The sequence below is a fragment of the Megasphaera sp. MJR8396C genome (assembly GCF_001546855.1).
Classification (GTDB): Bacteria; Bacillota; Negativicutes; order Veillonellales; family Megasphaeraceae; genus Megasphaera.
Map to the genome: position 1 here is coordinate 1 of NZ_KQ958173.1, position 23,095 is coordinate 23,095.

The window sequence follows — 23,095 nt, forward strand, 5'->3', positions numbered from 1 at the left end:
AACCACCAGTTAAACTGGTGGTTTTGATTTCGGAACAACAAAATAATAGTCATGATTTATTAGTATATATAAAATGTCATTTTTTTTATCATATATTGCCATGGCCATAGTTTGGAGGACGCATTTGTGGTATCATAAAAACAAGCAAAAAGCGATTTGTTATCACAAGGTGTAAAAAGCATTTCTGTTCGACCCGACGCGCGGCATCCGCTGCGGTGCCTGCGTCAAGTCGTGTAAACAGCTTTCCGTCGAAGCTCGGAAGATGGACCAGAGCCGCTCCGCTTACAGCGGCAAGAAGCATCCCCCATAGGCATCGACGTTATCAAATGGGCTGACGCCGACAGCGTCGTAAAACATCATCAACCATGTCTACGCCTACGCCCAAACATAGATGGACTTTAAAGCACCAGGCGGCAAGGAACACATCGACCATATCATCGATCGGACAGGAACGGAGAAATTCCTGCGCCAGATCTGAAGGACGTCGACGTAGCCCCTGACGCGGAGGTCTGGAAACCGTCGTATTGGGACGGGATTTAGGTTTGAAGTAGGAGGCGAGGTATCATGTATGATGAAGAATATGCAGCTTCGGCAGCCGGTGCGGCCGCTAAGGTAGGTTTGTTAAAAAATAATCCCTTAGGATATTTTCTCTTGTCAGCGCTAGCTGGCGCCTATATCGGTTTTGGCGTCCTCTTGGCCTTTACGGTCAGCGGCACCTTGGGCCCGATTCCGATGAATAAAATCGCCATGGGCCTGTCCTTTGGCGTCGCCCTCAGTCTGGTCATTATGGCCGGGGCCGAATTGTTTACCGGAAACGCCTTCGTCCTTTTCAGCGGTTGGCGCAGTAAGACCGTTTCTTTGACCGACGTCCTTCACCTGTGGGTCGTTTGCTACGTCGGAAACCTCGTCGGCGCCGTCATCTTATCCTTCCTTTTTTACGGAGCTGCCGGGACCGCCGGTGGTGTCGGACAGGCCTTAGCGACGGCGGCTGCCACCAAGATGAGTTTGCCGCCTTTAGTCCTCTTCCTGCGCGGCATCCTCTGCAACGTCCTCGTTTGTCTGGCCGTCTGGTGCGGTTTTCGCTGCAAGTCCGACAGCGGCAAACTGATCATGACCTTCTGGTGTCTCTACGCCTTCTTTACCTGCGGCTTTGAACACAGCGTGGCCAATATGACCGTTTTGACCTTGGGACTTCTCAATCCGGCCGGCATGGCCGTCAGCCTCGCTGGATTTGGCTACAACCTCTTGTGGGTCACCTTAGGCAATCTCGTCGGCGCCGTCGTCTTCCTGGCCATTCCCTATGGCATTGCAGCCGCCAAAAAACAGGCTCAATCGACGACCAGCATCAGTCCATCCCATAAGACCGGCGTACCAAAACGTACGGTCGCACCGGTCCCGTCATCGGCAAGTCCGTCGACGACACACTAAGGGCAAGGTCGTAAAAGCCATATAGACATAGACCCGGTTCGTGCAGCCTTTTTGCTGTGGCGACCGGGTCTGACTTTTTTGGGTCATATCGTATCGTATATCACGCTTTTCCGAGTTTCTGCTATAATAAAGAAAATAGCCGATGATTCCGTCCTTACCGACGGCCTCGTCGACTACGACAAGCTCCAACCCATCCTATACGACTGCAGTACCAAGACCTACCATCTCATCGGACCGGTCGTCGGCAAAGCCTTTCACGACGGCCTCGTTTTGAAGAAGTAAAAGCATATCAGGTATAAAAAAACACGGAGTGCGCCAATAACTTGGCAGCACTCCGTGTTGTCTTTTAGAGCAAGGTCACGGTCTGCTGATTTAGTTCGATGAGGCCTTCTTCTTTCATGCGCGACATTTCCCGAGCCACGGCCGTTCGGTCGGCACAGAGGTAGTCTGCCAGCTGGCTTCGCGTCACGGGGATGGTAAAGGTAGGACTGCCGGCCTTTTCCGATTGGAAGGAAAAGAACGTGAGCAGCTTTTTCCGCAGGGTCTTCTTAGAGACGATTTCCAGCTTTTCCATGAGTTGGGCGTTCTTGGTGGCAATGAGGTGCAGCATGTTTTCAATGAGCCGATGATGGAAGGGACAGGCCTGGGTACAGACGTGGAGGACTTTTTGAAATTGTAAGGTCAAAAAGGTCGTCGTTTTGACGGCTTGGAAGGTGACCAGGGACTGCAGGATCGTGCCGCAGACGAAGGTCTCGCCAAAGAGGCCGCCTTCTTTGATGACGGCCAGTACCGCTTTGTCTCCCCAGCGGTCTTCGTGAATCATGTGGACTTCACCGCTTAAGACGACACCGATATAACGGACTTCGTCTTGAGCCAAGACCAAAAATTCTCCTTTTCGCACGGTCTTCGTCTGAGCGCCGAGGCAGGTGAGCATAGCCGACCGCTCTTCAGGTCGGATGCCGTCAAAAAGCGCACTGTTAGCCGCTGCCGTGGCAACATCAACCATAACGATCCCTCCTAATATTGACGATAGAGGCCGACGACTTTGCCGAGAATCTTGCAGTTACGCGTATAAATCGGTTCGTATTCATCATTTTCCGGCTGGAGTCGAATGGCGTCCTTTTCGCGGAAATATCGCTTTACCGTCGCTTCGTCATCGATGAGGGCGACGACGATTTCGCCGTTTTCTGCCGTGTCCTGATGGCGAACGATGAGCTGGTCGCCTTCGAGGATGCCGGCATTTTTCATGCTGTCCCCTTGGACGATGAGCATGAAGCAGTCGTCATTGCCGATGAAATCAGCCGGGAAGGGATAGACGTCTTCGACGCATTCTTCGGCAAAGATGGGGGCCCCGGCGCGGACTTGGCCGACGAGGGGGAGGGGGACGATTTTCTTGGAACGCCAGGAACCTTCGTCGAGGAGTTCGATGGTCCGGTTCTTGGCCGGGTCGCGGCGGATATAGCCCAAATCTTCCAGACGATGGAGGTAGCCGTGGACCGTCGACGTCGAGCTCAGTCCGACTTCTTTACAGATTTCCCGTACCGACGGGGGATACCCAAATTGGTGGACACAGGTGCGGATGTATTCTAAGATCTGTTTTTGACGGGTCGTCAGCATTTTATCATTCATAATCATATATAGTCACTCCAGTCTCTGGCAAGTTACAATCATTCCAGTATAGCTAGTCACATTATACCGAAAATACCTAAAAAAATCAAACATTTGTTCAAATCACCTTGACAAGAACAACTGTTCGAAGCTATAATAAGGATGTCGACGAACACTTGTTCTTAGAACGTTCGTTTTTACTTAGGAGTGATAACCATGAGAAGAAGACGAAAAGGGAGAGGCCCGTTACTTAAATATGTCGCCTTGATTGGCCTGGCTATCTTTATGTGCACCCAAATCGGCTGGAGCTATCAGCCGTCACAGGAATACGTTTCCGTTCGCGTCGAACCGGGACAGACCGTGTGGCAGTTGGCATCGGTCGTCGTCGATGAAGATACGGACGTCCGTCAGGTCATCCAGTCTATCCTCGATGAAAATAACCTGACCGGCGATCGGGCTATCCAGCCTGGCCAAGTCCTGCGCCTACCGGTGGCAGCCAGTAAGGCCGGTCATGTACGGCAAGTCCTAGCTGCACAGCTGGTCCCTTAAGGCTTATTTATCTTCTGTTATCTTAAAAATCGGACTGTCGACGAGGCGGTCGGCTTCGTCGATATAGCGGCGGACGATGGCCTGGGACTTATGACGGGTCTGACGCATGATCTGCCGCTCTTCGACATGGTGCTGGGCGGCGGAAGTGGCAAAGCCGTGGCGCAGGCTGTGGGCCCCGTAGTCATCGGGATTCATGCCCATCAGTTCGGCGTAGTGCTTGACGATGAGGGCAATGGCCTTATCGGAGATGCGCGTCTTGCGGATGTGGTGGCCTTTGGTCAGCCCGCGGAAGACGGGCCCCGTCGTAATGCCGCTCATATCGAGCCAGTTCTTTAAGGCTGTGACGGCGCAGAGATTGGTATCCTTTACCATGGGGATGGCGATCATCTGACCTTGGTCGAACTGGTCGGTCTTCGATTTACGAAGGGTGATTAAAAGGCCCAGGCGGGTGAATTTCAAGTCTTCGACGTCGATGCCGGCCAATTCCGACCGGCGCAGGGCCCCGTAAAAGCCGACCAATAAGATGGCCCGGTCTCGGATCTGCTGAATGTCTTTTCCTTCGAGGAAGGTCAGCATTTCTTTGATATCGTCGAAGAGGACCGGCGCCTTGCCGTGTTGAATCGTCCCCTTCATGCGCTTGATACCGCGCAGGGCGTTGCGGACGATGGGAAAGCGGCAGGGATTGTCCTTGACCCCGGCGGCGTCAAAGTTTTCCGTCAGGGCGCTGATGCGCCGGGCGATGGTATTGGCCTTGGCATTGTCGGCCAGGTCGTTGATGTAGTTGACGATCGTTTCCGGTTCTGCCGGAAAAGACGACAAGTCGTGGTAGCTGCACCAATCGCAGAAGTCGTTCCAGTCCGAGCGATAGGCGTCGACAGTATTGGCCGCCCGGGCCGTATACAGGCTTTGGCGGGATTTATGAGATAATTTGTCGTTGTTGGCAATGGTGTCGCTGCGGCCGATAAAAAAATTAGGCGCGTCGGTTTCTTTTGGCAAGGGATCGGCTCCTTTCATTTTCGCATATTTGCATATTCGCATAGATAAGAAAAAGGCGTTTCGCAAGAATATTCTTGTGAATACGCCTTTTTACGTATACCTCGATAGAAAAAGCTTTTGAAGGCTTGGCTTTTCCAGACCTTTATACAGCGGAATACTCCTCACATATGCTATAATAGATAGTATTATTGTAGCATACAATGGACGGAAGAGCCATGACATACAGCGGAAAGAAGGGACATACGATGAATATTACGGTCTATCTCGGCGCCAGCCGGGGAAAGGATCCCAGTTATGAAACTTACGCCTCGGTCTTGGGTGCTTGGATTGCCGACCACGGCCACACCTTGATTTACGGCGGCAGCCGGACGGGGCTCATGGGGGCCCTGTCTTCGGGAGCCCTCCAAAAGGGCGGCTCCGTCATCGGCGTAGAGCCTCAGGAATTTATCGATACGGCGCTGCAGCAAGAGGGCCTGACTGAGCTCATCGTCACGCCGGACATGGCCTCGCGCAAGGCTAAGATGATGGAATTGGGCGACATCTTCCTGGCTTTTCCCGGAGGATTTGGAACCTTGGAAGAAATCAGCCAGGTCATGAGTGAAGTAAAGCTCGGTCACCTCAAAGGGCGCTTTGCCTTCCTCGACTTCAACGGCTATTACCAGCCTATGAAACAATTCTTGGAAGCGATGCGCGATCAGGGCTTTGTCGATGCCAAGTGGGTCAAAGAGGCCGCCTTTTTACCGTCTTTTGCTGCCCTCAGTGCCTTTGTGGCCGGCCGGGACCTGCCAAAGCCGGGCGAAACGTGGCGTCACTTTAAGCAGAAGCGATACCGTATCATCGGCCTTGCCGACGATGCCGCAACGAAGGAAACGTATGTCGTCTATAAGACCTTATACGGCGAATACCGCGACTTCATCCGTCCCTTAGAGATGTTTCTCAGCGAAGTGGATCATGAAAAGTATCCCGACGTCCGCCAGCGTTGGCGCTTTGAAAAGGAAACGGGTGGCTGCTGCTCGTGGAATCCGGCGATCTCCAAGCAGTATCTGAAACCGTAAGCGTTAACAAGGATTATAAGCGCTGAACGGCATCTAAAGCCAGCGGCGATCGTTCGCATTCGTCAGCCCGCATGGTCAGCTGATAGCATAAGGGGCTGCCCTTCATCTTGCCGGCGGCATAGGTAAGGCCGTTGGTCCGTTCATCGAGGAAGGGCCGGTCGATCTGGTTGGGGTCGCCAACGAGGATAATCTTCGTGCCCTTGCCGGCGCGGGTGATGATGCCCTTGACCTGATTGGGCGTCATGTTCTGCGCTTCGTCGATGATGAGATACGTCTTTTCCAGGGAACGGCCGCGGATGAAGTTCAAGGCTTCGGTCTGGATGACGTGGCGGTCGAAGATTTCTTCGATCTTTTCGGCCAGTTCGCGTTCATTATCGTAGCGTTCGGCTTCGTTGCTGTCGATGAGTTGTTCTAAGTTATCGATGATCGGCCGCATGAGGGGCGAAATCTTTTCCTGTTCGTCACCGGGTAAAAAGCCGATATCCGAGTCGAACTGGGCGTTGGGCCGGCAGATGAGGATACGCCGGTATTCGCCTGTCGGGTGGTTGATGATTTTCTCGAGGCCCACAGCCAAAGAGTAGAAGGTCTTAGCCGTACCGGCCTGGCCTTTGATGATGACCAGCGGCGCTTCTTCGGCCGACTGCATCAAGGCTTCCTGCATAAAGTACTGGCCGGCATTTCGCGGCTTGATGCCGTAAGGGGAAACGCGGCTGTAGGTCAGGGGAATGACCCGGCCCTTGTGAACCCGTCCTAAATGGGTTTTGCGAAGGGACGCGTCGGCCTGTAAGATGATGAATTCATTTTCCTGTACCGTCACGTCGTAACGCTGGGCGTCGCCGTCGATTTGGTAGAGACGGCTGGCATCGATCCCTTCTTCTAAAAAGGCATCGAAGTCGCTTTCCGGGACGTAGCAGGTCTGACGGCCGGTATAGCCGTTCTTTTCCGGCAGTACCTGTTCCGTACTGAAATCCTGGGCTTCAATGTTCAGCACCTGGGCTTTAAGCCGCAGCACCAGGTCTTTGGTGACCAAAATGGGCTGGCAGCTTTGCAGGTGGCAGCAGACTTTGAGAATTCGGTTATCGGCCTGATCGTCAGGCAGCGATTCCGGCAGCGCCTCGTGGACGCAGTTAATCTCGATACGTACCATGCCGCCGTTCTCAAGCTCCACGCCGTCCAATAAGTTGCCGCGGAGCCTTAAACGTTCCAAAAAGCGGATGGCTTGCCGGGCATTAAACCCGCGTTCACCATCCGCTTTTTTTAATCCATCTAATTCTTCCACGACAACCAGGGGAATGACGACATGATTATCTTCAAAACACTGCATAGCATACGGAGCCTGAATCAGGACGTTCGTATCGAGAACATAAGTCTTTGCCATAAAAATCCCACCTTTTAGTCTATTTTTTACAGCATACCAAAGGAACATATAGAACATGTAAAGCAATGGAAAAATTCCACGTAAAACATTTTAAAATTTCTTGATTTTTTATTTACAGGCAGCAGGCTGTATTGCCTGCGCCGAAGGGCTTATATCCTGGCGATGGAGGGCTGTTCGCCTTGTGACCACTATCTTGCGAAGGCTGAGAATATCTGCTATAGTCTAGAAGTCACAGAAAGGAGCCATCATGAAATACGAAGCTAAAATCACCTCCATCGGGGAATCGGTCTTGACCTTTATGAAAGTCCGTAACAGTCTTATTCTTTTCAATAACGACGTTCCCTATGCCTATGAAAACATGGTTGTGTCCCATACCAAGGGGACACTGACGCAGCCCATTGAAGCCGGCGACACGCTGGTTATTGCCGAAGAAGCCTATCGAGTCAATGACGTCGGTGCCGAAGCCAATCAGACCTTAAAAGAACACGGCCATTGCACCCTCATATTCGGAATCGGACAGAAAGCCGAAATGCCCGGCCAAATCGCCTTGGAAGGCGAAAAAGTACCCCGCATTATGGTCGGTGACACGATCACCTTTCAATAATCGCCGGTGATGACAAAAAAAGACGCGTAATATCATAAAATCGTCCCCATGACAGTGGCGTTCTCTGTCATAGGGACGATTTTATGTATAGAAGGGTATCCTTTTTTCCGTCAGTCCTCCATCGAGGCTGTTTCGGTGAGGATTTCCGTATCGACCGGATATTTGGCCTTACACTGAGGATAGTTGCTGCAGGTCCAATAGTCTTTTCGGGCCAGGGTCCGCTTATGAAGGTAGCCGGTGCCGCAGTCCGGGCAGCGGCGGATGACCGGTTTTCCGTCGTCGTCGGTAAAGTCGGCCTTGCACTTTACGTTTTCGCAGCGCCAATAAGGGCCGAATTTCCCCTTTAATTGATGGATTTCGGACTGGCACTTCGGGCAATGATAGATCGGTGCCGGTGAAACCTCCTTCATCGGGGTAACCGGTGCTTCAATCGGTTTGGGGGCAGGCTCTGCCGGAGGCATTTCAATCACAGCGGGACTGACGTCGATATCCGTTTCTTTTTGATTGTATTCGGCAGGTTTAAAGCCAAAGAGGGGAGCCAGGAAGCAGTAGGGAATCTGGCTTCTCAGGGTCTGATAATTACTGACGGCTTGGTTATACTCCTGGCGGCTGGTCTGAATCCGGGCCTCCAAGGCCTCGACGCCGTCCATGAGGGACAGGTAGGTCTGATTCGATTTCAGCTCGGGATAGGCCGCGGCCAAGGCCTGGAAACTGGCGCTTTGCCGGGACATATTGGCCAGGCTTGCCTGGGTGAGGGTGTTGCTTTCCCGCTGGCTGAACTGCTCGGCAATGATGTACAGGTGATGCAGGGTCGCTTCCCGCTGGGCCTTGTAAGTGGAAATATCGGCTAAAGCCCGACGGACGGGCTCGCGAATGCGGCCGAGGGTATTGTAGCGTTGAATCAAGTAGCGGATGATGAAGAGGGCGATGAGGACTTCGCCGATGGTCTTTAAGATATCGAACATAAAAACCTCCTATTTGTCTTCTATATTCCAGTCATGATGCTGCATGAGAAGTTCGGTAATGACGACGTCTTCCGGGTCAAACTCAGGATGCTCCGAGTAATCGACGGGGCGCGGGCGGCTGCGGTCAATCGGCTGAGGGAGTTTGTACGAAATAGAGAGGCTATAGCCCGAACGATCGCCCGTAGACCAGGAGTAGATGATGGTCTTGGCAAATTCGCTGCCGTTGACTTGGCCGTCTAAATATTGCGATCCCGTCGGCCCCTTGCCTAAGGTTTTGGTCATATTGTCAGCGGCCAACTTAAAATCATCCAGGCCTTCCTTCAAGATGGCTGCTGTGTCATCGGGTTTCAATTTTTTTACGTCGTTCGATTTGACGGTCATCTTAAGGATCACCGAATAACTTCCCAAAGGGCGGCCTTTTTTGAAATCGGCTGTCAGGGCTTCACGCTTCATGACGTAAGGAACCGTATCGTGCTTTTCCGAACGGCCGTACGTATGGACAATGCCGATTTGCCCGTTGTCGTAGCCTTCTAAGATGCTCGGCAGTTTCCACATCTTAGTCTGCGTCGAGTTATTATAATTCCAACCCGTGACGCCGGAAAAATTCTTCTTAAATTCCTGATCGGACATGCCGAGATACATCGTGTAGACATTGGACGGATTGCGGCTGATCATGTCCGCTTCCTTGGTCAAATCGAGGGCAAAACCAGTCATGGCCGTCGCCGTTAGTAGGCCTGTAAAAAGGCCGCTGCAAAGCACTTTCTTCCAATTCATTAAAACGCCTCCTTTACCGAATCCCTTCATTTCATGACCTCTACAAGAACAATCGTTCGACAATATCATAAAAGTGTTGGCAAAACATTTGTTCTTACGCCGTTCATTGTTGCTTAGCGAGAATAATCTTTCAGATTAAAAAAAGAATCCATATGTTACAAATTCGACAAGCCTTATAAAAATCCTGCTTTCGTCAGGGAACGAAAACTATTAACTTTGGCACAAAATGTCTTGCCTTACTCGAACCCCATTCGATATACTATGAAGAACCCCATAGCAGCGCATTACCTTTAAAGGAGGAATATACCATGTTTATCGTTCACGAACATATCAATGTAGCCAAGATTCCTGTAGACCAGGCAGAAGCCTTGTATCAAAAGCACGCCGATTGGTTCATCCGGCATTTCAACCAAGGCCATTTTGTCCTCGGCGGGCCTTACGTCGACATTCCCGATTCGGGACTCTTCTTGGCGAACCTGCCTTCACGAGAAGAACTCGATGCCGTCTTATCGGAAGATGTCTATTCGAAAGACGACATGGCCAGCTACGAAATCCACGAGTTCCAAGTTTCCATGGCAGCGACGATAACACCGGAAGTGTAACATCTTCCGTTGCCTTCCGTAATTACAGATTATGCCGTAACAGCCCTGTTTGCTCATCGTCTGAATGAGTAAGCAGGGCTTTTTTGCGTGCCTGATTCCTCAGAAAGCGGGGCTTTAGCGGCGTATGAGAATGGCGGGGGATCATTCGGTCAGCGATCTATGATGACGTACTTCATGACGGTGAGGCATGGATCGAGGCTGTCTATATCAAAATATGTCATTAAAATATTATGAAAACTGTAAATTATGACAGTTATAGGACAATTAATATGTTATACTAAAAAGAAGCATTGCGTGAAAATCCGCCTCTTATTCACAAATACCACAAGTACGCCATTATCGGACAGCACGATGTAAGGCAAAACCGATAAAACGACGCCATCTATTATCAATTTACACAAATAACATAAAATATAGTGGCTCTATGTCACTTTGTCGATTGCATGTATACGGGCGGATAGAAGGGAAGGATGTCATCATGTCATTTTCAGTGCAAAAGAATCGTAAGGTCCTCATCGGACTTTCCGCCGTCTTAGTAATTCTCATCGGAGCCTTGTTATTTTATTTCCTGTACTGGATCAAGACGCCGGCCTATTCCTTGGGTCTTGTCCAAAAGTCCATTGAAAAACACGATTTGCCGACTTTTAAGCGCCATGTCGACTTGAAGTCCCTGTACAGTCGCGGCTTCGATGACCTCATGCAGGAAAGCTTAGGTGAAGATGCGTCTAATGGGTTTGTGGCCGGAATCGTCGCGGCGCTCAAAGAAAACATCATTCAGACCATGATCACTGAGACCGAGAAATACGTTGAAACGGGTAATTTTGAAAAGCCTGCTCAAAGTGACGGCAAGAGCCAGGCTTCGATTCAAGATGTCAGCCAAAAGCTCGATGCGCCAAACCTCGAGTATGCCGGCGTCAAAGGCACTCAGATTGACGGCAACATCGCCATCGTGACCCTCAGCCTGCGCGATACGAAAGTCGACAAAGAATTTGACCTGAAAATCAAGATGCGAGCCATCGACAACGGCGAATGGCAAGTCGTCGAAGTCACCAACTTAATTGAGTTCATGCAGGAACAAGAAAAAGCGGAACAGGAAAAACTCGCTGAAATCAACGCCCCGGTCCAAAAAGAAATGGACGCCGCCTTCGACGTATCCAATCGGATCGCCGGTAGCATTGTCAGTCAAAATTCCTTCTTCCCGTCGCATTATATCCGCTTCCAGATCGGTTATACCCTGCCGACACCAGACAAAAAGGTCAGCAGTGTCATGGGCTACCTGAACGTCAAGGATAAGGACGGAAAGACGGCGGTCACCCTGCCGGTTCAAATCAATAATATCGATAAAAATTACACCGCCGCCGACTATACAACGGATAAGATCTGGACCTTTGAAAGCGAAAGCGAAGACTCCCTGAACCCCTTCATCGATAAAGAAAAGAAGGTCTATACCGATGGCCTCAACAACTATACCCTGGAATTCACCATTCACAAGATGACCTTTGCCGACGGAAAGGTTCTTGAATTACAGGACAAATTATAACCCCTGCTGACGGGAAGAAAAAGACAGACAGTAGACAAGTAAAGAATCAGTTGTAAAAAGAAAGAAGGCTAAAAATCACAGCGTACGATAATCCTGAGAGAGGAGTGTTTTATGATGAATCGGATTTATAAGGTTATTTGGAGTAAGGTGAAACATCGATACGTCGTCGTGTCCGAATTGGTCCGAAGCAGCAGCAAACAGTCGGGAGGCCAAGTCACCAAAAAAATGGCAGCCATTCTTGCCGTCTTGGCCCTGACAGCCGGTGCCGGCGGCATAGCAGAAGCCGCCACCAACGGATCTTGGACGACGGCGACGGACTCCAACGGAAACTTTACGGCTCATATCGACACGGAAAATACCATGGGTGGTGGAGCGAAGAATAATACCGTTGTCGGTGACGGTAATGAAGTCCATACTGCTGATAATGATATTATCGGTGATAAAAATGAATTAGGTATAGATACCGGAAGTAACTACGTCATCGGTGATGGAAATACGATTTCATCATTACAATCCTCATGGATTATTGGTAATGACAATAAAGTATTTACCAATGAACCCCTTGGGTATTGGGGCTATAGTAAATCACTAATTCTGGGGAGTAGAAATACATCGGCGGAAGAAATCAATAGCACGATTTTAATTGGTAATGATAACAAGGTAGCTTCATATATAGCAGACTCCGTAGCAATCGGGAATGGCATGGAACTTGGTTTTAACACCAATGAGTCGGTTATTATTGGGTATATGGCAAAAAATGGGCCGTCCTTAGAAGAAGCCGAACAAATTCAAACACCGCCAGGCAGTAACTATTCAATCGTTATTGGATCTGAGGCTAGTAATAAGTCTCCGGCTAGTATTGTAATCGGTCCGTGGGCTAAGATGGGCAATGACAGTGATGGCTCTGGAAGAGGCATCGTTATTGGGCCTGGAGTTGAAATTGGAGATAAATCCGAAGATTCTATCGCAATAGGTTCAGGTTCCACTAAAATTGATGATGAAGCTGATGAAGGTATTGCAATCGGTAAAAATGTTACGATTGGAGCTATATCGGATCACGCTATTGCTATTGGGGGCGTAAAAGCGAGAGTTGGCAGCGATTCTTCACATAGTATGGCTATCGGTTCCTTCTCAGAAGTTACGGATAAAACCTCCTATAGTGCAGCGATAGGTTATGGATCAGTAGTTAAAAGTTGGCATGCCATTGCCTTAGGGGATTATACAACCATAGAAAAAACATCCAATAATTCAGTAGCCCTTGGCTCTAAATCAATAATCGAAGAATCGGCCCAGAATACCGTGGCCATTGGCAGTACATCTCATATTGCGACCGAGTCCGATGATAGTATTGCGATTGGCTATGCGACTACAATAAATGAGGCATCCGATGAGAGTATCGCGATTGGGGCCAAGGCGGTGTTAGCGAAAGAGTCTGATGGTTCGGTAGCATTGGGGGCAACCTCAAAGATTAAGGGCTTTAACAATATAGCGATAGGCTATCAGTCACAAGTTACCGATGATACGGAAGAGGTTGAACAAGCAATAGCCCTCGGGTATAAAGCAAACGTGAACGGTACCTATAGTACTGCCATAGGGAGCGAAGCTTCTGTCACAGATAATGCGAAAGAGACTTTGGCTATCGGTTATAAAGCAAACGCAAACGGATCGTATAGTATAGCCTTAGGCGGTGAATCTTCCATTACCGATGGAACCACCTATGCAACGGCCTTAGGCCATGGGGCTGTGGTCGGGAGTGAAGGCGCTACGGTCATCGGGGCCAAGTCTACCATTGGTAAAGAATCTAATTATTCTTTTATCGGCGGATATGAGTCATCGGTACCGGATAATGTTTACGGTGCGACTGTCGTTGGCTCTAAGGCCAGTGCAAAATATGACTATACAACGGCGATTGGGGCATGGACTAGTGTAGAGGCTGATACCGAATACAGCGTAGCTTTAGGGAGTTATAGTAAAGTCAAAAAAGGTAATTTAATGACTCGTAAGAAATTAAAGAATTTTAAGCAAAGACTTGGCGATTTCTATAACGAAAAGTGGAATATCTCGGCTGCCGACAGCTACAATGGCGTCGTTTCCGTCGGCAATGCCGATGATCAACGACGCATCATCAATGTTTCCAAGGGCCGTATTAGTGCAAAATCCACAGACGCCGTCAACGGCAGTCAGATTTACTACTTAGCCAACGACTTAATGGAACAAATTACCAACGCTGGCGGCAGTGTGGCCGCCGGGACCAACATTGCATCCGTGGTTTCAGGGACGGATGCAGATGGCACGAAACAGTATACGGTTAATGCGGAAAATGCCAGCGTCAGTGTCGATGATAATTTCGCCTTAACGTCTACGACGAATGACACGACGAATATCACCGATTATCATATCGCCTTGAAAGACATTGTCACCATCGGTTCTACGGAAGGAAGCAAGATTACGATTGACGGTACGAAAGGCCAAATTACGGGCCTAACCAACAAGACGCTCGATGTTGAGAATTTTGCTACGGTGGGTCGGGCCGCTACGGAAGAACAGCTTAAAGCCGCTATGGGCGATATGAAAGCAGACCAACAGCTTCGCGACCAGCATCTCGTGGCCAATCCCGATGGCGGTAATTATGTCGTCGACGATAAAGGCGAAGTAACCTTAAAAGTAAAAGGGGCTCCTGATGAAGATGGGAATGCAACATATTCCGATGTCGTCATTGAAGACGTGGCCTCGAAAAAGAAATTCGATGAGATCGTCGGTGACGGTCAGTATTTCCATAATGAAACCGGTAAGGGCAATGTCGTCAATAACGATATGAATATCACCGAAGCGATTGAAGCCTTGGATAAGGCCGTCGATAACGCCGCGACGGAGGCCGGAAAACATCGCACCGTGTCGGCCGGTAACGGCATTAAGGTAGAAAAAACGGAAGCCACGGACGACAAGGAAGCAGATTATAACGTATCCCTGGCCAACGACATTACCTTGACCGGTGACGACGGAACCAACACGATTCACATCAACGCCAATGACGGCAGCATCACGGCGTCTCAAAGCATTGCTGTCGGTGAAAATACGTATATCACAACGGACGGCATCAATGCCAACGACCAGAAAATCACCAATGTCAAAGCCGGTGAAGCCGATACGGACGCCGTCAATGTCAGCCAGCTCAAGGGCGTCCAGCAGCAAGTTAGCAATAACAGCCTGGCCATTACGAATTTGGGCAACAAGGTCAACCAACTGGACAACCGCGTCGATAAAGTCGGTGCTGGTGCCGCCGCCTTGGCCGCCCTTCATCCCCTCGATTTTGATCCCGACGACAAGTGGGATTTCGCCGCCGGTTACGGCAATTACCGTGGGGAAAACTCGGTCGCCATCGGCGCCTTCTACCGTCCTAATGAAGACACCTTGTTCAGCGTCGGCGGAACCGTCGGCAACGGCAACAACATGGTCAACGCCGGCGTCTCCTTCAAATTCGGTCAAAGTAACGGCGTATCGACGTCCCGTTTGGCCATGGCCAAGGAAATTAAGGACCTTCGCCACGAATTAGAAGCCATGAAGTCGGCCATGCTCGATGCCAATGCCGGCCGCAAGATCGATACGTCTAAGCTCCAGCTCTTCCCGGACGTCCCGCAGAATCACTGGGCTTATGAATACGTGGCAACCTTGGCCGGCAACGGCATGATTCAAGGCTACCCCGACGGCACCTTTGACGGCAACCGTCCCATGACGCGCTACGAATTCGCCGCCATGCTGTACCGGGCCATGTTAAACGGTGCGACCTTATCGGACAAGATCCTCACCGAATTTGCTCCTGAATTAGAACGGTTCACCGTCGACACCGTCCGTACCGATAAAGACGGCAAGCCGACCATTGAACGCGTACGCGTGGCAAAACGGAAATAGCTTCTAAAACTTTTGTAACATCGTAATATAAAGATACTCCCTTTGAACCCGATAAATACCGGAATTTCCGGCAGTCGGCAAAGGGAGTATCTTTGTTATTTTTGTGATATAATAAACGCATAGAATAGATGTTTTAATTTCATATAATTAGTGGTGGCGTAAGCCGAAAGGCTTATTCTATACACCATGACAACGAAACGGTAGGTGTAGTCAATGCTTTCTTTTTGTACGTATCCGATCGAGACTTTCAAAGGACTCCATAAATCGGAATGGATGGAAACGATGAAAGCCGCTCATGAACAATATGGAAGGGACTTTCCCAATCGAGACTTTCATCATGAGCAGCTCTTTGCCTGGGACGATTGCTTTGACGTCCTTCAACGCGTCTTAAGCGATTTTCCGTATCCGGATTTTTATCTTGTCTTCGAATATATATTGCATGCGGAAAATGCCTGCCGGCCAGACGTCATCCTCGTAAGCAGTGATCAAGTGTTTGTCCTGGAGTTTAAACATAAAGAGTATGCGCCAGAGGCCGATATTGCCCAAGCCGACATGTATGGCCGATTTATGAGTACCTGCCATGTAGCCTCGCGAGACAAGGAAGTCATTACCTGCCTCGTCTTGACTAAGTTAGCGGCTGAGGAAGAACGGATGGACGGTTCCTTACACTTCGTCTCTGAAAGGGCTTTGAAAAAGTTGTTGCAAGAAAGAATCAAGCCACCTAGCCGCCCCTTAGATATTGATGCCTGGCAAAAATCCCTCTATGAGCCGGATAAAAACTCCTTGCGGATCATGGTCGAGATGTTTGAACAGAATGAACTCCCTCACTTAAAAACGGCAAGAAGCCCTAAAATCCCCGTGGCCTCAACCTTTCTAAAAAACTTGACCGCTACGGCAAAGGCCAAGAAAGAACATTGGCTATGCGTCATTAGTGGCGTTCCCGGTGCCGGAAAAACGCTATTAGGGGTACAGTATATCTACGAAATGCGCAAACTCGACAGTACCTATCAAGAAGACAATGCAACCTATGTGTCGGGGAATGCCCCCCTTCTTAAGGTGTTAAAAGGGCAACTAAAATACCCGTCATTCTTGATGACGGCACCGTCTTTGATCAATTCCCATCGTCAAGGCCAATTAAAGGCTACGAAACTACTCGTATTCGATGAAGCACAGCGCATGTGGTCTAAAGAACGAATGAAATCAAGAAATCGAGGGGACTTTTCGGAAAATCAACAGATTATCGATATTTTGTCCGAACCGGATTGGGGCGTTTTAATCGCCCTCATTGGCGAAGGACAGGAAATCTATGAGGGAGAAGATGGGGGAATCGAGGCCTGGGTAAAAGCTGTGCCGCCGAATTGGAATGTAGCCTGCTCACCCAAATACCAGGAGGCCTTTGCCGCTTGTAAGGCCAAGACAGTGACCATTGAACCGAGCTTGCATCTCGACGTTTCCATCCGCTCTCAAGGCGCTGAACAAGTAAGCCATTTCGTCAATACCTTGCTGGATAATGATATCGAAGGGGCAAAAGCCCTTTACCAACAGATAAAAGAAAAGCATTTCCGAATGTACGTTAGCCAAAATTTCCAAGCCATTAAAAATTACTGTCAGAAGTTGTATGAAGGGCGTGACGATAAACGCTACGGCTGTATCACCTCGTCCAAAAATCCCAAGAATTCCCAAAATTACAAGAATTTTAAGGATAAAAAAGAGGATAACGATGTGGCTAAATGGTTTAATGATCCACCGTCGAGCGAAAAATCTTGTTGCAAAATGAAAAAAGCTCGGTCGGAATTTGACGTGGAAGGCCTTGAGCTAGACCTACCGATCATCGGTTGGGTAGATGATTTGCGCTGGGAAGACGGAGCTTGGGTCCCTTATAAGAAAACATATTCTGGCTACAAAGAGGAAAAATATATACCAGGTACACCGGATTATCGCTACCGAATCAATACCTATCGCGTATTCCTAACGCGAGGTCGCGATGGCGTCTTAATTTATGTACCGCCTCAAGCCAATCTCATGCCGGTATATGAAATTCTCAAAGAAGTAGGGATCGAAGAATTGCACTGACACGCTCCAACAAGAAGGGTTAAGCCTCAGCATGCACCTGTCTATGTCAAGCAGGGCTGCCAGAAAAAGAAGCTATCGATGGATAGCGAATAACTACATAAACTTAGTCTACAGAAGAGTCGCTTCGGCGGCTCTTCTTTTTTTATCGCAAAACAAAAAAATATCGACGACCGTAGTTATTACGTTCGACGATAGGAGAGAGCCGGTTCAATGTTTACTAGGATAACATTGAAAAACTCGTTCTTCAAAGAAAAAAGAGAACCAGTGGGCGCTGGTTCTCTTCTCTTACCAGGAAAGGAGGTGAGAGGTATGACTAAATACGATTTCTTCGTGTTTATAGTGTTACTGGCTATCACAGCAGTGGCGCTGGCACGAATCCTGGGCTAGTCAACTAGGAGGATAAGATTGGGTGATGATGGGGAGTAGCCGCTCCCCGGAGTCCTTTCTTATCTTAATCGCATTTTAGATTATACCGATTCCAATGTTCCAATTCCTGTGTCCTGTTAGCATGACGCTTCTTAAACGGCTATCGTCTATCACCTAGATGTCTTATTGTGCTTCATGCTAGAAAGCATTTTAGCTGGCTTGCTAACTAATGTCCTCTGGGCGTTATTAGTATTGCTTGCTAAGCTTGTTTGGCGAAAGCTTCGTAAGAAGTGAGTAGCTTAACAGGTGGGATGGGCGTCGGATCCTGAGTCTGACGCCTTATCCTTATGCTATCTATATTATACCATACGCTTGGCGGGGGAACAACGACTAAAAAACGCCTTAAACATAGAAGGCGCCTCATAAAAAAGTTCAACGGTTGGTTCAAAACAGAAGACGGGCAATATATTTTTATAAGGAAAATCAGTGATGCAGCAGGACTATGTGACGATAATGTAGAAGTTATAACATAGTAAATTGTTTATTTTTTCACAAATTATTCATAAGAAAAGCAAGCGATATATGCAGCTATTCCAGCATATCCTTGGAAAAAGGGCATATAAATATAAGATAAAGGGTGATTTTTATGGCGAATGAATTAGAGGCGGAGTTTATTAAAACGATCTCCCAAGTGACGAAAGAGGTAACCGACGATGTCGTGCGGCATTCGGCCTTAGTATCTGTCAACGAGCTCAATGGGACCTTAAAATCTCTGAAGGCGGAATCGGGACAGTTGGTAACGGACATTCAAAAAGCCAAGAGCATGTATGAAAGCGTCTCGAATCATAGTCAACAGTCCCTGCAAAACTTCAATCAACACGTCGACGCTTGGCTCGATACTTGGTTAGAGAAACAAAATCAGCTATTAAATAAAATTGACGACCGCAACCGAACGATGCTGAGACAAATTGAGCAGCTGGAACGAACGCAAAGTCAGTCCAGTACGGCGTTGAAACAGCGATTAGACGATGTCGAACGGATGCAGATGGATCAAAAGAACATAGAAAACAAACGGGCCCTTTCGAGAAGCCAGAATTTTCAAGACATGCAGAAACAAATGAAGGAAACGAAAGAGACCCTGCAGTCGAATCTGATCAGCCAGACTGAATACTTACAAAAGAAGATCGATAAATTGTCCTATATGATGTTCTTCACGCTGTTGATCGTGATCGGCATCTTACTTTATATGGTCCGGGGACTTTTTTTATAGGAGAGCCTTATGATTACGAAAAATACCGTGGTCGCTGTCCAATCCCTTTATGCGCAGATTGAAGCGGAGTATAACCGCCAGATACAGGAATACTTATCCCAGCAAATGACGGCTCCGCTAGAAAATATCAAACGCCATATGAATGCCGTTGCCGATTTTTGCAATCATAAAAAGACGGCCAAACTCCATGATTATATCGGGCGGATACAAGAGGATTGTACGGCTGTAGAGCAGTTAGCCGAGGATTTGACCTATCCCTTTACCCTGTTCATCATGGGCAATGGCAAAAACGGAAAGTCTACCCTGATTAACGCCTTACTGGGGCAACAGCAGGCCGCTGAAGGCATTGTCCCTAAAACGTGGAAGATCGATATTTTCCAGGAGCGCCAAGGGACGACCTGTACCCTTACCTTTCGCGATGGGACGAAAAAGGAATTGAAGTATGAAGAGGCACAGGAATTTTTAGCGACCGAAGAAAAGAAATGCAAAGAGTCGAGTAAGGCTATTTCAAAAAAATTAAAGGACTTTGCCGCCAGTGGGGCACCTCCCAAAGAATTGGAAGAAAAGCAGCAGGAATTGAAAAAGTACGAACTGTATAAGTCGGCCGTCATCGAAGCCTCCTGGCCGGTAACGGATAGTCCTATTTTAGAGCATTACCGCCTCGTCGATACGCCGGGATTGCGGCAGGAGCTGGACGATATGGTCTATGCCAGTGCCAACGAATATTTCTCGAAGGCCGACGGCGTCATTTGGATTTTGCCCGGCGATAAGATCAACAGCTCCGGTGACTATAATGAACTAAAGCAGCTTTATGCTAAGTATGAAAAGCAGCCCAATAATCTCGTCGCCGTCGTCAATCGCATCGACCTCATTCGCCAAGCCGGCAAAGACGTCGACGAAGTCGTAAGAGAGGCTCAAAAACTATATGGCAGCATGATTCCCGATATCATTCCCATTTCCGCGAAAGAAGCCCGCGAAGCGGAAGCGATTTTAAAGCAGCCTAATGTAAGTCAAGAAGAATACGATCGCGGACAAAAGCTTTTGGAACAGAGTAATTTAAAGGCTCTCTTTGACTTGTTGAATCGGACCTTCCTGGCCAATTCTTTGCAGCTACAGGTACAAAGCAAGACGCGAAATTGCCAGGAATTGTATGCCAACGTACGCGCAGCATCGATGACAGCGATTGACGTCTTGAAGAAAATGGACGACGAACGGCTGAATAAAATTAAAAATTGGGAAAAGGACAAATCGGATGTACTGAAGCGCCTACAACAAGATTTAAAGAACTTTGAGCAGCGGGAATCGGAGCGCGTGTTACAGGAAACGGGCAAAGTGGAAGACCGTCTTTGGGATATGGACAGCGAACTTCGCAATCACTATATCATGGCCACCATCATTCGCCCCAGTCAGATTGAAAAAACGTTGGAAGCCTTAGTCCAACACCATTGCAGTCAGCTTTCAACGGTGGCTGCTCGTCATATGTCCCTGGCTCCCTTCCGAGAATTTCCCTTGTTGAAAGAGCGGCAGCTGAAGGCCTCGGCTTCTACGAGAAATGCCGTGGACAACGCGGCTTTATCGGGCGACTTAAGCGATGAGGGAACGGCGCAGTTTTGTTTAGGCGGAGCCTTGGCCATTGGGGCGGCGGCCTTATTGGGACCTGTCGGCTTGATCTTTGCCGGCTTTGCTGTTACCGACATCGGGCGCAGCGTGGCCAAATGGCTGTCTCGTACCTTTGGCGACAGCATGTCCGTAAAAGTAAAAAAGCGACTTTCCAGTCAACTCGGCACGGCCATCCAAAAGTTGTCGCAAGAGTATGAAGCGTATCTGAAACGGGCTGATGAATCCATTCAGAAAGTACGGGAAGATACCTATGCCGAGTTGTATGGCCCATCAGAACAGAAAGAGACTATTATCAAAGACCTGTCACAACTGAAAGAAACGAGCAAACTCACGATAAAGCCTTTGTTGTTAAAGGATATTCTATTTTCAGACAGGAGGACTGACCATGGACGTTAAGCAGCATATCGCGCAAATCAGCGGTCGATTAAAGCAATCACCCTTGTATCATGATAAGAATTTTACCAGGCTTCCGGAAATTCGTAAGGAGCTCGATTTACTGTATGCGAAGTTAGATCAGCCTTTGCATGCGGCCATCTTGGGCGAGGTCAAAGCCGGGAAGTCGACGCTGCTCAACGCCTTTGCCGGCGGGAATATTTCTCCGACTAATACGACGGAAACGACGGCTTGTATTTTAAAGATAACCTATGGAACGGAAGAAGAAGGCTGCATTTATTATAAAGACGGTTCCCAGATCGCAGCGTCGATCGATACCGTTTACCAGACCTTATCCGAACATCGCCAGGAGCCTGAATTTTTCAGTCAGATCGACTATATCGTCATCAAAAAGAACTTGACCGGCTTGAAACAAATGTATTTAATCGATACGCCGGGGCTGGAAACGATTACCGCCTTGAACGAAGAAAAGACGACACAGTATTTTCAATCCGTCGACGTCGTCTTATGGGTCTTTAACGGAAACTATTTAGGGCAATCCGATGTCAATGAGCACCTGCGCCATCTATCTCGTATGGGAAAACCCATCGTCGCCATTATTAACCGCATCGACCAAGTCGATGGCGATCCCCAGGAACTCGTCGACTACTTGGATGACCAGTTGGGCATCTATGTGCAGGCTATTTTCCCACTGTCGGCTCAAAAAGCATATGACGGAATCATGAATCAAGATGAAGCGGCTGTAGAAGCTTCCGGTTTTTCGGCTTTGTACCGTTATTTAGATGAGCATATTGAACGCAAGGCCGATCAAGTCCAAATGGACAGTATTATAAATTCGGTCAAGGCCTTAGAAGAACAGATCCGGCTGCTTCACAAACAGGCCCTGGAACAGATTGAAATGAAGATGCGGACTTATTTGGAACTCGATGAGCAGATTCAATACAATGGCAATCTCATGCTGCAAACCATCATGTCTCGTGCCCAAACGTGGGTACAGCACGATTTCTTATCAAATGCCGAACAGACGATAAGAAACAGAATCAATGATCAAAGTTTCTTTAATACGACTTCTAAAGAAGTGCTCCACCGCGAAATGGGACAACTGCTGGCCGAAGACCGACTTCAACAGGAAATCAATGGCTTCCTAGGCCAATTACAACAGGATATCTATCGAGAATGGCATGGCAGGCTGTCTCAGATAGATACAGAGCTATCGCAGCTTTACCAAGAACATCAAATCAAACATGACTTAGAGATTTCCCAGCTGCAGCATGCCTTTGCCGGTCAGACCGGTATGGATTCGATGAAAGATTCCGTCCTGATTGCCGGAGCTGCCGGCGGTGCCTTGTCGGTATATTCCGCCATTTTAGGGCCGGCGGCCTCGTCGGTAACCATCGGTTCTGCCGTTGGTGCTATTATGCCGCCGATACTACTGGCAGGAGCTGCGGTGGGCCTCGTGTCCGGCTATGCACGGAGTAAAAAGCAAAAAAGCAATCAGACCATGATGGCCAATGAAGTCTTAGACCGCATTCGCAGCCAGGTGTCGCGGGAATTGCTGCCGTCCCTAGAACAACATCTTCAGCAACTGTGCCTTCAGACCGGGGAAGAAGCAAAGCGGGAATTTGTAGAAAAGAATTTTGACGGCCGCCGTGTAGATGAGCTAAAAGACCTGGTGGAACGCTTGCAATTATTTTTAAAAGAGGCCAATGAGGAAACGGTGGCTCAACTCCCACCCCATAGAACATAAAAACGATGAGTATCTTTTTTTGCCGCCGTGAGATCCTCGCGATCCATATCTCACCGTAGAATGGAAAACATAAAATCCCTGAGAAAGGCGATGATAAGCAAATCTCAGGGATTTCTTTATGTCGTTGCGGAAGGCCATCATGCATCGACGTCAGAGTTTGACCAATTGACAAGATAAGTCAAAAAAGATATACTAAATATAAATAAGGGTAATACGTT

General features: G+C 48.7%; 18 protein-coding genes. 12 read left to right on the forward strand and 6 right to left on the reverse strand.

Annotated features, from left to right (window positions below; all coding sequences use genetic code 11):
* Positions 1-564: 564 nt before the first annotated feature.
* Both HMPREF3201_RS04835 and HMPREF3201_RS04840 read left to right on the forward strand, forming a co-directional pair.
* Positions 565-1,428, forward strand: a complete 864-nt coding sequence (locus HMPREF3201_RS04835; protein WP_082709394.1) for a formate/nitrite transporter family protein — start codon at positions 565-567, stop codon at positions 1,426-1,428.
* 51 nt (positions 1,429-1,479) lie between these two features.
* A complete protein-coding gene (locus HMPREF3201_RS04840; RefSeq protein WP_197408262.1) occupies positions 1,480-1,710 on the forward strand; it encodes a hypothetical protein in 231 nt (76 codons plus the stop codon).
* A gap of 64 nt (positions 1,711-1,774) precedes the next feature.
* On the opposite strand, the gene HMPREF3201_RS04845 is transcribed toward HMPREF3201_RS04840, so the two are convergent.
* Positions 1,775-2,434 (reverse strand): Crp/Fnr family transcriptional regulator, encoded by a 660-nt coding sequence (locus HMPREF3201_RS04845; RefSeq protein ID WP_062412001.1) that lies wholly within the window; start codon positions 2,432-2,434, stop codon positions 1,775-1,777.
* Positions 2,435-2,445: 11 nt separating this feature from the next.
* Positions 2,446-3,063 carry a transcriptional repressor LexA gene (gene lexA, locus HMPREF3201_RS04850; RefSeq protein ID WP_062412002.1) on the reverse strand — a complete coding sequence of 206 codons (618 nt, stop codon included), beginning with the start codon at positions 3,061-3,063 and terminating at the stop codon, positions 2,446-2,448.
* Positions 3,064-3,252: 189 nt separating this feature from the next.
* Here lexA and HMPREF3201_RS04855 point away from each other — a divergent pair, with 189 nt between their 5' ends.
* Entirely contained in the window at positions 3,253-3,585 is a 333-nt protein-coding gene (locus HMPREF3201_RS04855; protein ID WP_062412003.1) for a LysM peptidoglycan-binding domain-containing protein, read from the forward strand.
* Positions 3,586-3,588: 3 nt separating this feature from the next.
* Here HMPREF3201_RS04855 and HMPREF3201_RS04860 read toward each other — a convergent pair whose 3' ends face one another.
* Positions 3,589-4,581 carry a site-specific integrase gene (locus tag HMPREF3201_RS04860; protein ID WP_227163155.1) on the reverse strand — a complete coding sequence of 331 codons (993 nt, stop codon included), beginning with the start codon at positions 4,579-4,581 and terminating at the stop codon, positions 3,589-3,591.
* A gap of 215 nt (positions 4,582-4,796) precedes the next feature.
* Here HMPREF3201_RS04860 and HMPREF3201_RS04865 point away from each other — a divergent pair, with 215 nt between their 5' ends.
* Complete coding sequence (locus tag HMPREF3201_RS04865) at positions 4,797-5,636, forward strand: TIGR00730 family Rossman fold protein (protein ID WP_227166866.1); 840 nt, start codon at positions 4,797-4,799, stop codon at positions 5,634-5,636.
* A 13-nt stretch (positions 5,637-5,649) separates the two neighbouring features.
* Here the strand turns inward: HMPREF3201_RS04865 and HMPREF3201_RS04870 are convergent, their stop codons facing one another.
* Positions 5,650-7,014 carry a PhoH family protein gene (locus tag HMPREF3201_RS04870; protein ID WP_062412006.1) on the reverse strand — a complete coding sequence of 455 codons (1,365 nt, stop codon included), beginning with the start codon at positions 7,012-7,014 and terminating at the stop codon, positions 5,650-5,652.
* 247 nt (positions 7,015-7,261) lie between these two features.
* On the opposite strand from HMPREF3201_RS04870, the gene HMPREF3201_RS04875 reads away from it, so the two are divergent.
* Complete coding sequence (locus HMPREF3201_RS04875; RefSeq protein WP_062412007.1) at positions 7,262-7,618, forward strand: PTS glucitol/sorbitol transporter subunit IIA; 357 nt, start codon at positions 7,262-7,264, stop codon at positions 7,616-7,618.
* Positions 7,619-7,728: 110 nt separating this feature from the next.
* Here the strand turns inward: HMPREF3201_RS04875 and HMPREF3201_RS04880 are convergent, their stop codons facing one another.
* Positions 7,729-8,583, reverse strand: a complete 855-nt coding sequence (locus HMPREF3201_RS04880) for a LemA family protein (protein ID WP_062412008.1) — start codon at positions 8,581-8,583, stop codon at positions 7,729-7,731.
* A 9-nt stretch (positions 8,584-8,592) separates the two neighbouring features.
* Complete coding sequence (locus HMPREF3201_RS04885; RefSeq protein WP_062412009.1) at positions 8,593-9,357, reverse strand: hypothetical protein; 765 nt, start codon at positions 9,355-9,357, stop codon at positions 8,593-8,595.
* Between the two features lie 308 nt (positions 9,358-9,665).
* On the opposite strand from HMPREF3201_RS04885, the gene HMPREF3201_RS04890 reads away from it, so the two are divergent.
* From HMPREF3201_RS04890 to HMPREF3201_RS04920, 7 genes are all read left to right on the forward strand, one after another.
* The gene (locus HMPREF3201_RS04890; protein WP_062412010.1) at positions 9,666-9,959 is read left to right on the forward strand and encodes a YciI family protein; all 294 of its coding nucleotides are present in this window, start codon (positions 9,666-9,668) and stop codon (positions 9,957-9,959) included.
* 478 nt (positions 9,960-10,437) lie between these two features.
* On the forward strand, positions 10,438-11,499 hold the full coding sequence (locus HMPREF3201_RS04895; protein WP_062412011.1) for a hypothetical protein: 1,062 nt from the start codon (positions 10,438-10,440) through the stop codon (positions 11,497-11,499).
* A 114-nt stretch (positions 11,500-11,613) separates the two neighbouring features.
* Positions 11,614-15,408 (forward strand): ESPR-type extended signal peptide-containing protein, encoded by a 3,795-nt coding sequence (locus HMPREF3201_RS11605; protein ID WP_062412012.1) that lies wholly within the window; start codon positions 11,614-11,616, stop codon positions 15,406-15,408.
* A 273-nt stretch (positions 15,409-15,681) separates the two neighbouring features.
* Positions 15,682-17,481 carry a DNA/RNA helicase domain-containing protein gene (locus HMPREF3201_RS04905; protein ID WP_172980548.1) on the forward strand — a complete coding sequence of 600 codons (1,800 nt, stop codon included), beginning with the start codon at positions 15,682-15,684 and terminating at the stop codon, positions 17,479-17,481.
* A gap of 1,012 nt (positions 17,482-18,493) precedes the next feature.
* Positions 18,494-19,117, forward strand: coding sequence for a hypothetical protein (locus tag HMPREF3201_RS04910; RefSeq protein ID WP_062412014.1), 624 nt, complete (start codon positions 18,494-18,496; stop codon positions 19,115-19,117).
* 9 nt (positions 19,118-19,126) lie between these two features.
* The gene (locus HMPREF3201_RS04915) at positions 19,127-21,133 is read left to right on the forward strand and encodes a dynamin family protein (protein WP_062412015.1); all 2,007 of its coding nucleotides are present in this window, start codon (positions 19,127-19,129) and stop codon (positions 21,131-21,133) included.
* The gene (locus HMPREF3201_RS04920; protein WP_062412016.1) at positions 21,123-22,877 is read left to right on the forward strand and encodes a dynamin family protein; all 1,755 of its coding nucleotides are present in this window, start codon (positions 21,123-21,125) and stop codon (positions 22,875-22,877) included. The genes HMPREF3201_RS04915 and HMPREF3201_RS04920 overlap by 11 nt, the downstream gene beginning before the upstream one ends.
* Positions 22,878-23,095: the final 218 nt, after the last annotated feature.

Excerpts from the sequence above, each read along its gene's own strand:
- HMPREF3201_RS04835 (WP_082709394.1), top strand. The coding sequence starts at position 565 with ATGTATGATGAAGAATATGCAGCTTCGGCAGCCGGTGCGGCCGCTAAG.
- HMPREF3201_RS04845 (WP_062412001.1), bottom strand. The coding sequence starts at position 2,434 with ATGGTTGATGTTGCCACGGCAGCGGCTAACAGTGCGCTTTTTGACGGC.
- lexA (WP_062412002.1), bottom strand. The coding sequence starts at position 3,063 with ATGATTATGAATGATAAAATGCTGACGACCCGTCAAAAACAGATCTTA.
- HMPREF3201_RS04855 (WP_062412003.1), top strand. The coding sequence starts at position 3,253 with ATGAGAAGAAGACGAAAAGGGAGAGGCCCGTTACTTAAATATGTCGCC.
- HMPREF3201_RS04865 (WP_227166866.1), top strand. The coding sequence starts at position 4,797 with ATGACATACAGCGGAAAGAAGGGACATACGATGAATATTACGGTCTAT.
- HMPREF3201_RS04870 (WP_062412006.1), bottom strand. The coding sequence starts at position 7,014 with ATGGCAAAGACTTATGTTCTCGATACGAACGTCCTGATTCAGGCTCCG.
- HMPREF3201_RS04875 (WP_062412007.1), top strand. The coding sequence starts at position 7,262 with ATGAAATACGAAGCTAAAATCACCTCCATCGGGGAATCGGTCTTGACC.
- HMPREF3201_RS04880 (WP_062412008.1), bottom strand. The coding sequence starts at position 8,583 with ATGTTCGATATCTTAAAGACCATCGGCGAAGTCCTCATCGCCCTCTTC.
- HMPREF3201_RS04885 (WP_062412009.1), bottom strand. The coding sequence starts at position 9,357 with ATGAATTGGAAGAAAGTGCTTTGCAGCGGCCTTTTTACAGGCCTACTA.
- HMPREF3201_RS04890 (WP_062412010.1), top strand. The coding sequence starts at position 9,666 with ATGTTTATCGTTCACGAACATATCAATGTAGCCAAGATTCCTGTAGAC.
- HMPREF3201_RS04895 (WP_062412011.1), top strand. The coding sequence starts at position 10,438 with ATGTCATTTTCAGTGCAAAAGAATCGTAAGGTCCTCATCGGACTTTCC.
- HMPREF3201_RS11605 (WP_062412012.1), top strand. The coding sequence starts at position 11,614 with ATGAATCGGATTTATAAGGTTATTTGGAGTAAGGTGAAACATCGATAC.
- HMPREF3201_RS04905 (WP_172980548.1), top strand. The coding sequence starts at position 15,682 with ATGGAAACGATGAAAGCCGCTCATGAACAATATGGAAGGGACTTTCCC.
- HMPREF3201_RS04910 (WP_062412014.1), top strand. The coding sequence starts at position 18,494 with ATGGCGAATGAATTAGAGGCGGAGTTTATTAAAACGATCTCCCAAGTG.
- HMPREF3201_RS04915 (WP_062412015.1), top strand. The coding sequence starts at position 19,127 with ATGATTACGAAAAATACCGTGGTCGCTGTCCAATCCCTTTATGCGCAG.
- HMPREF3201_RS04920 (WP_062412016.1), top strand. The coding sequence starts at position 21,123 with ATGGACGTTAAGCAGCATATCGCGCAAATCAGCGGTCGATTAAAGCAA.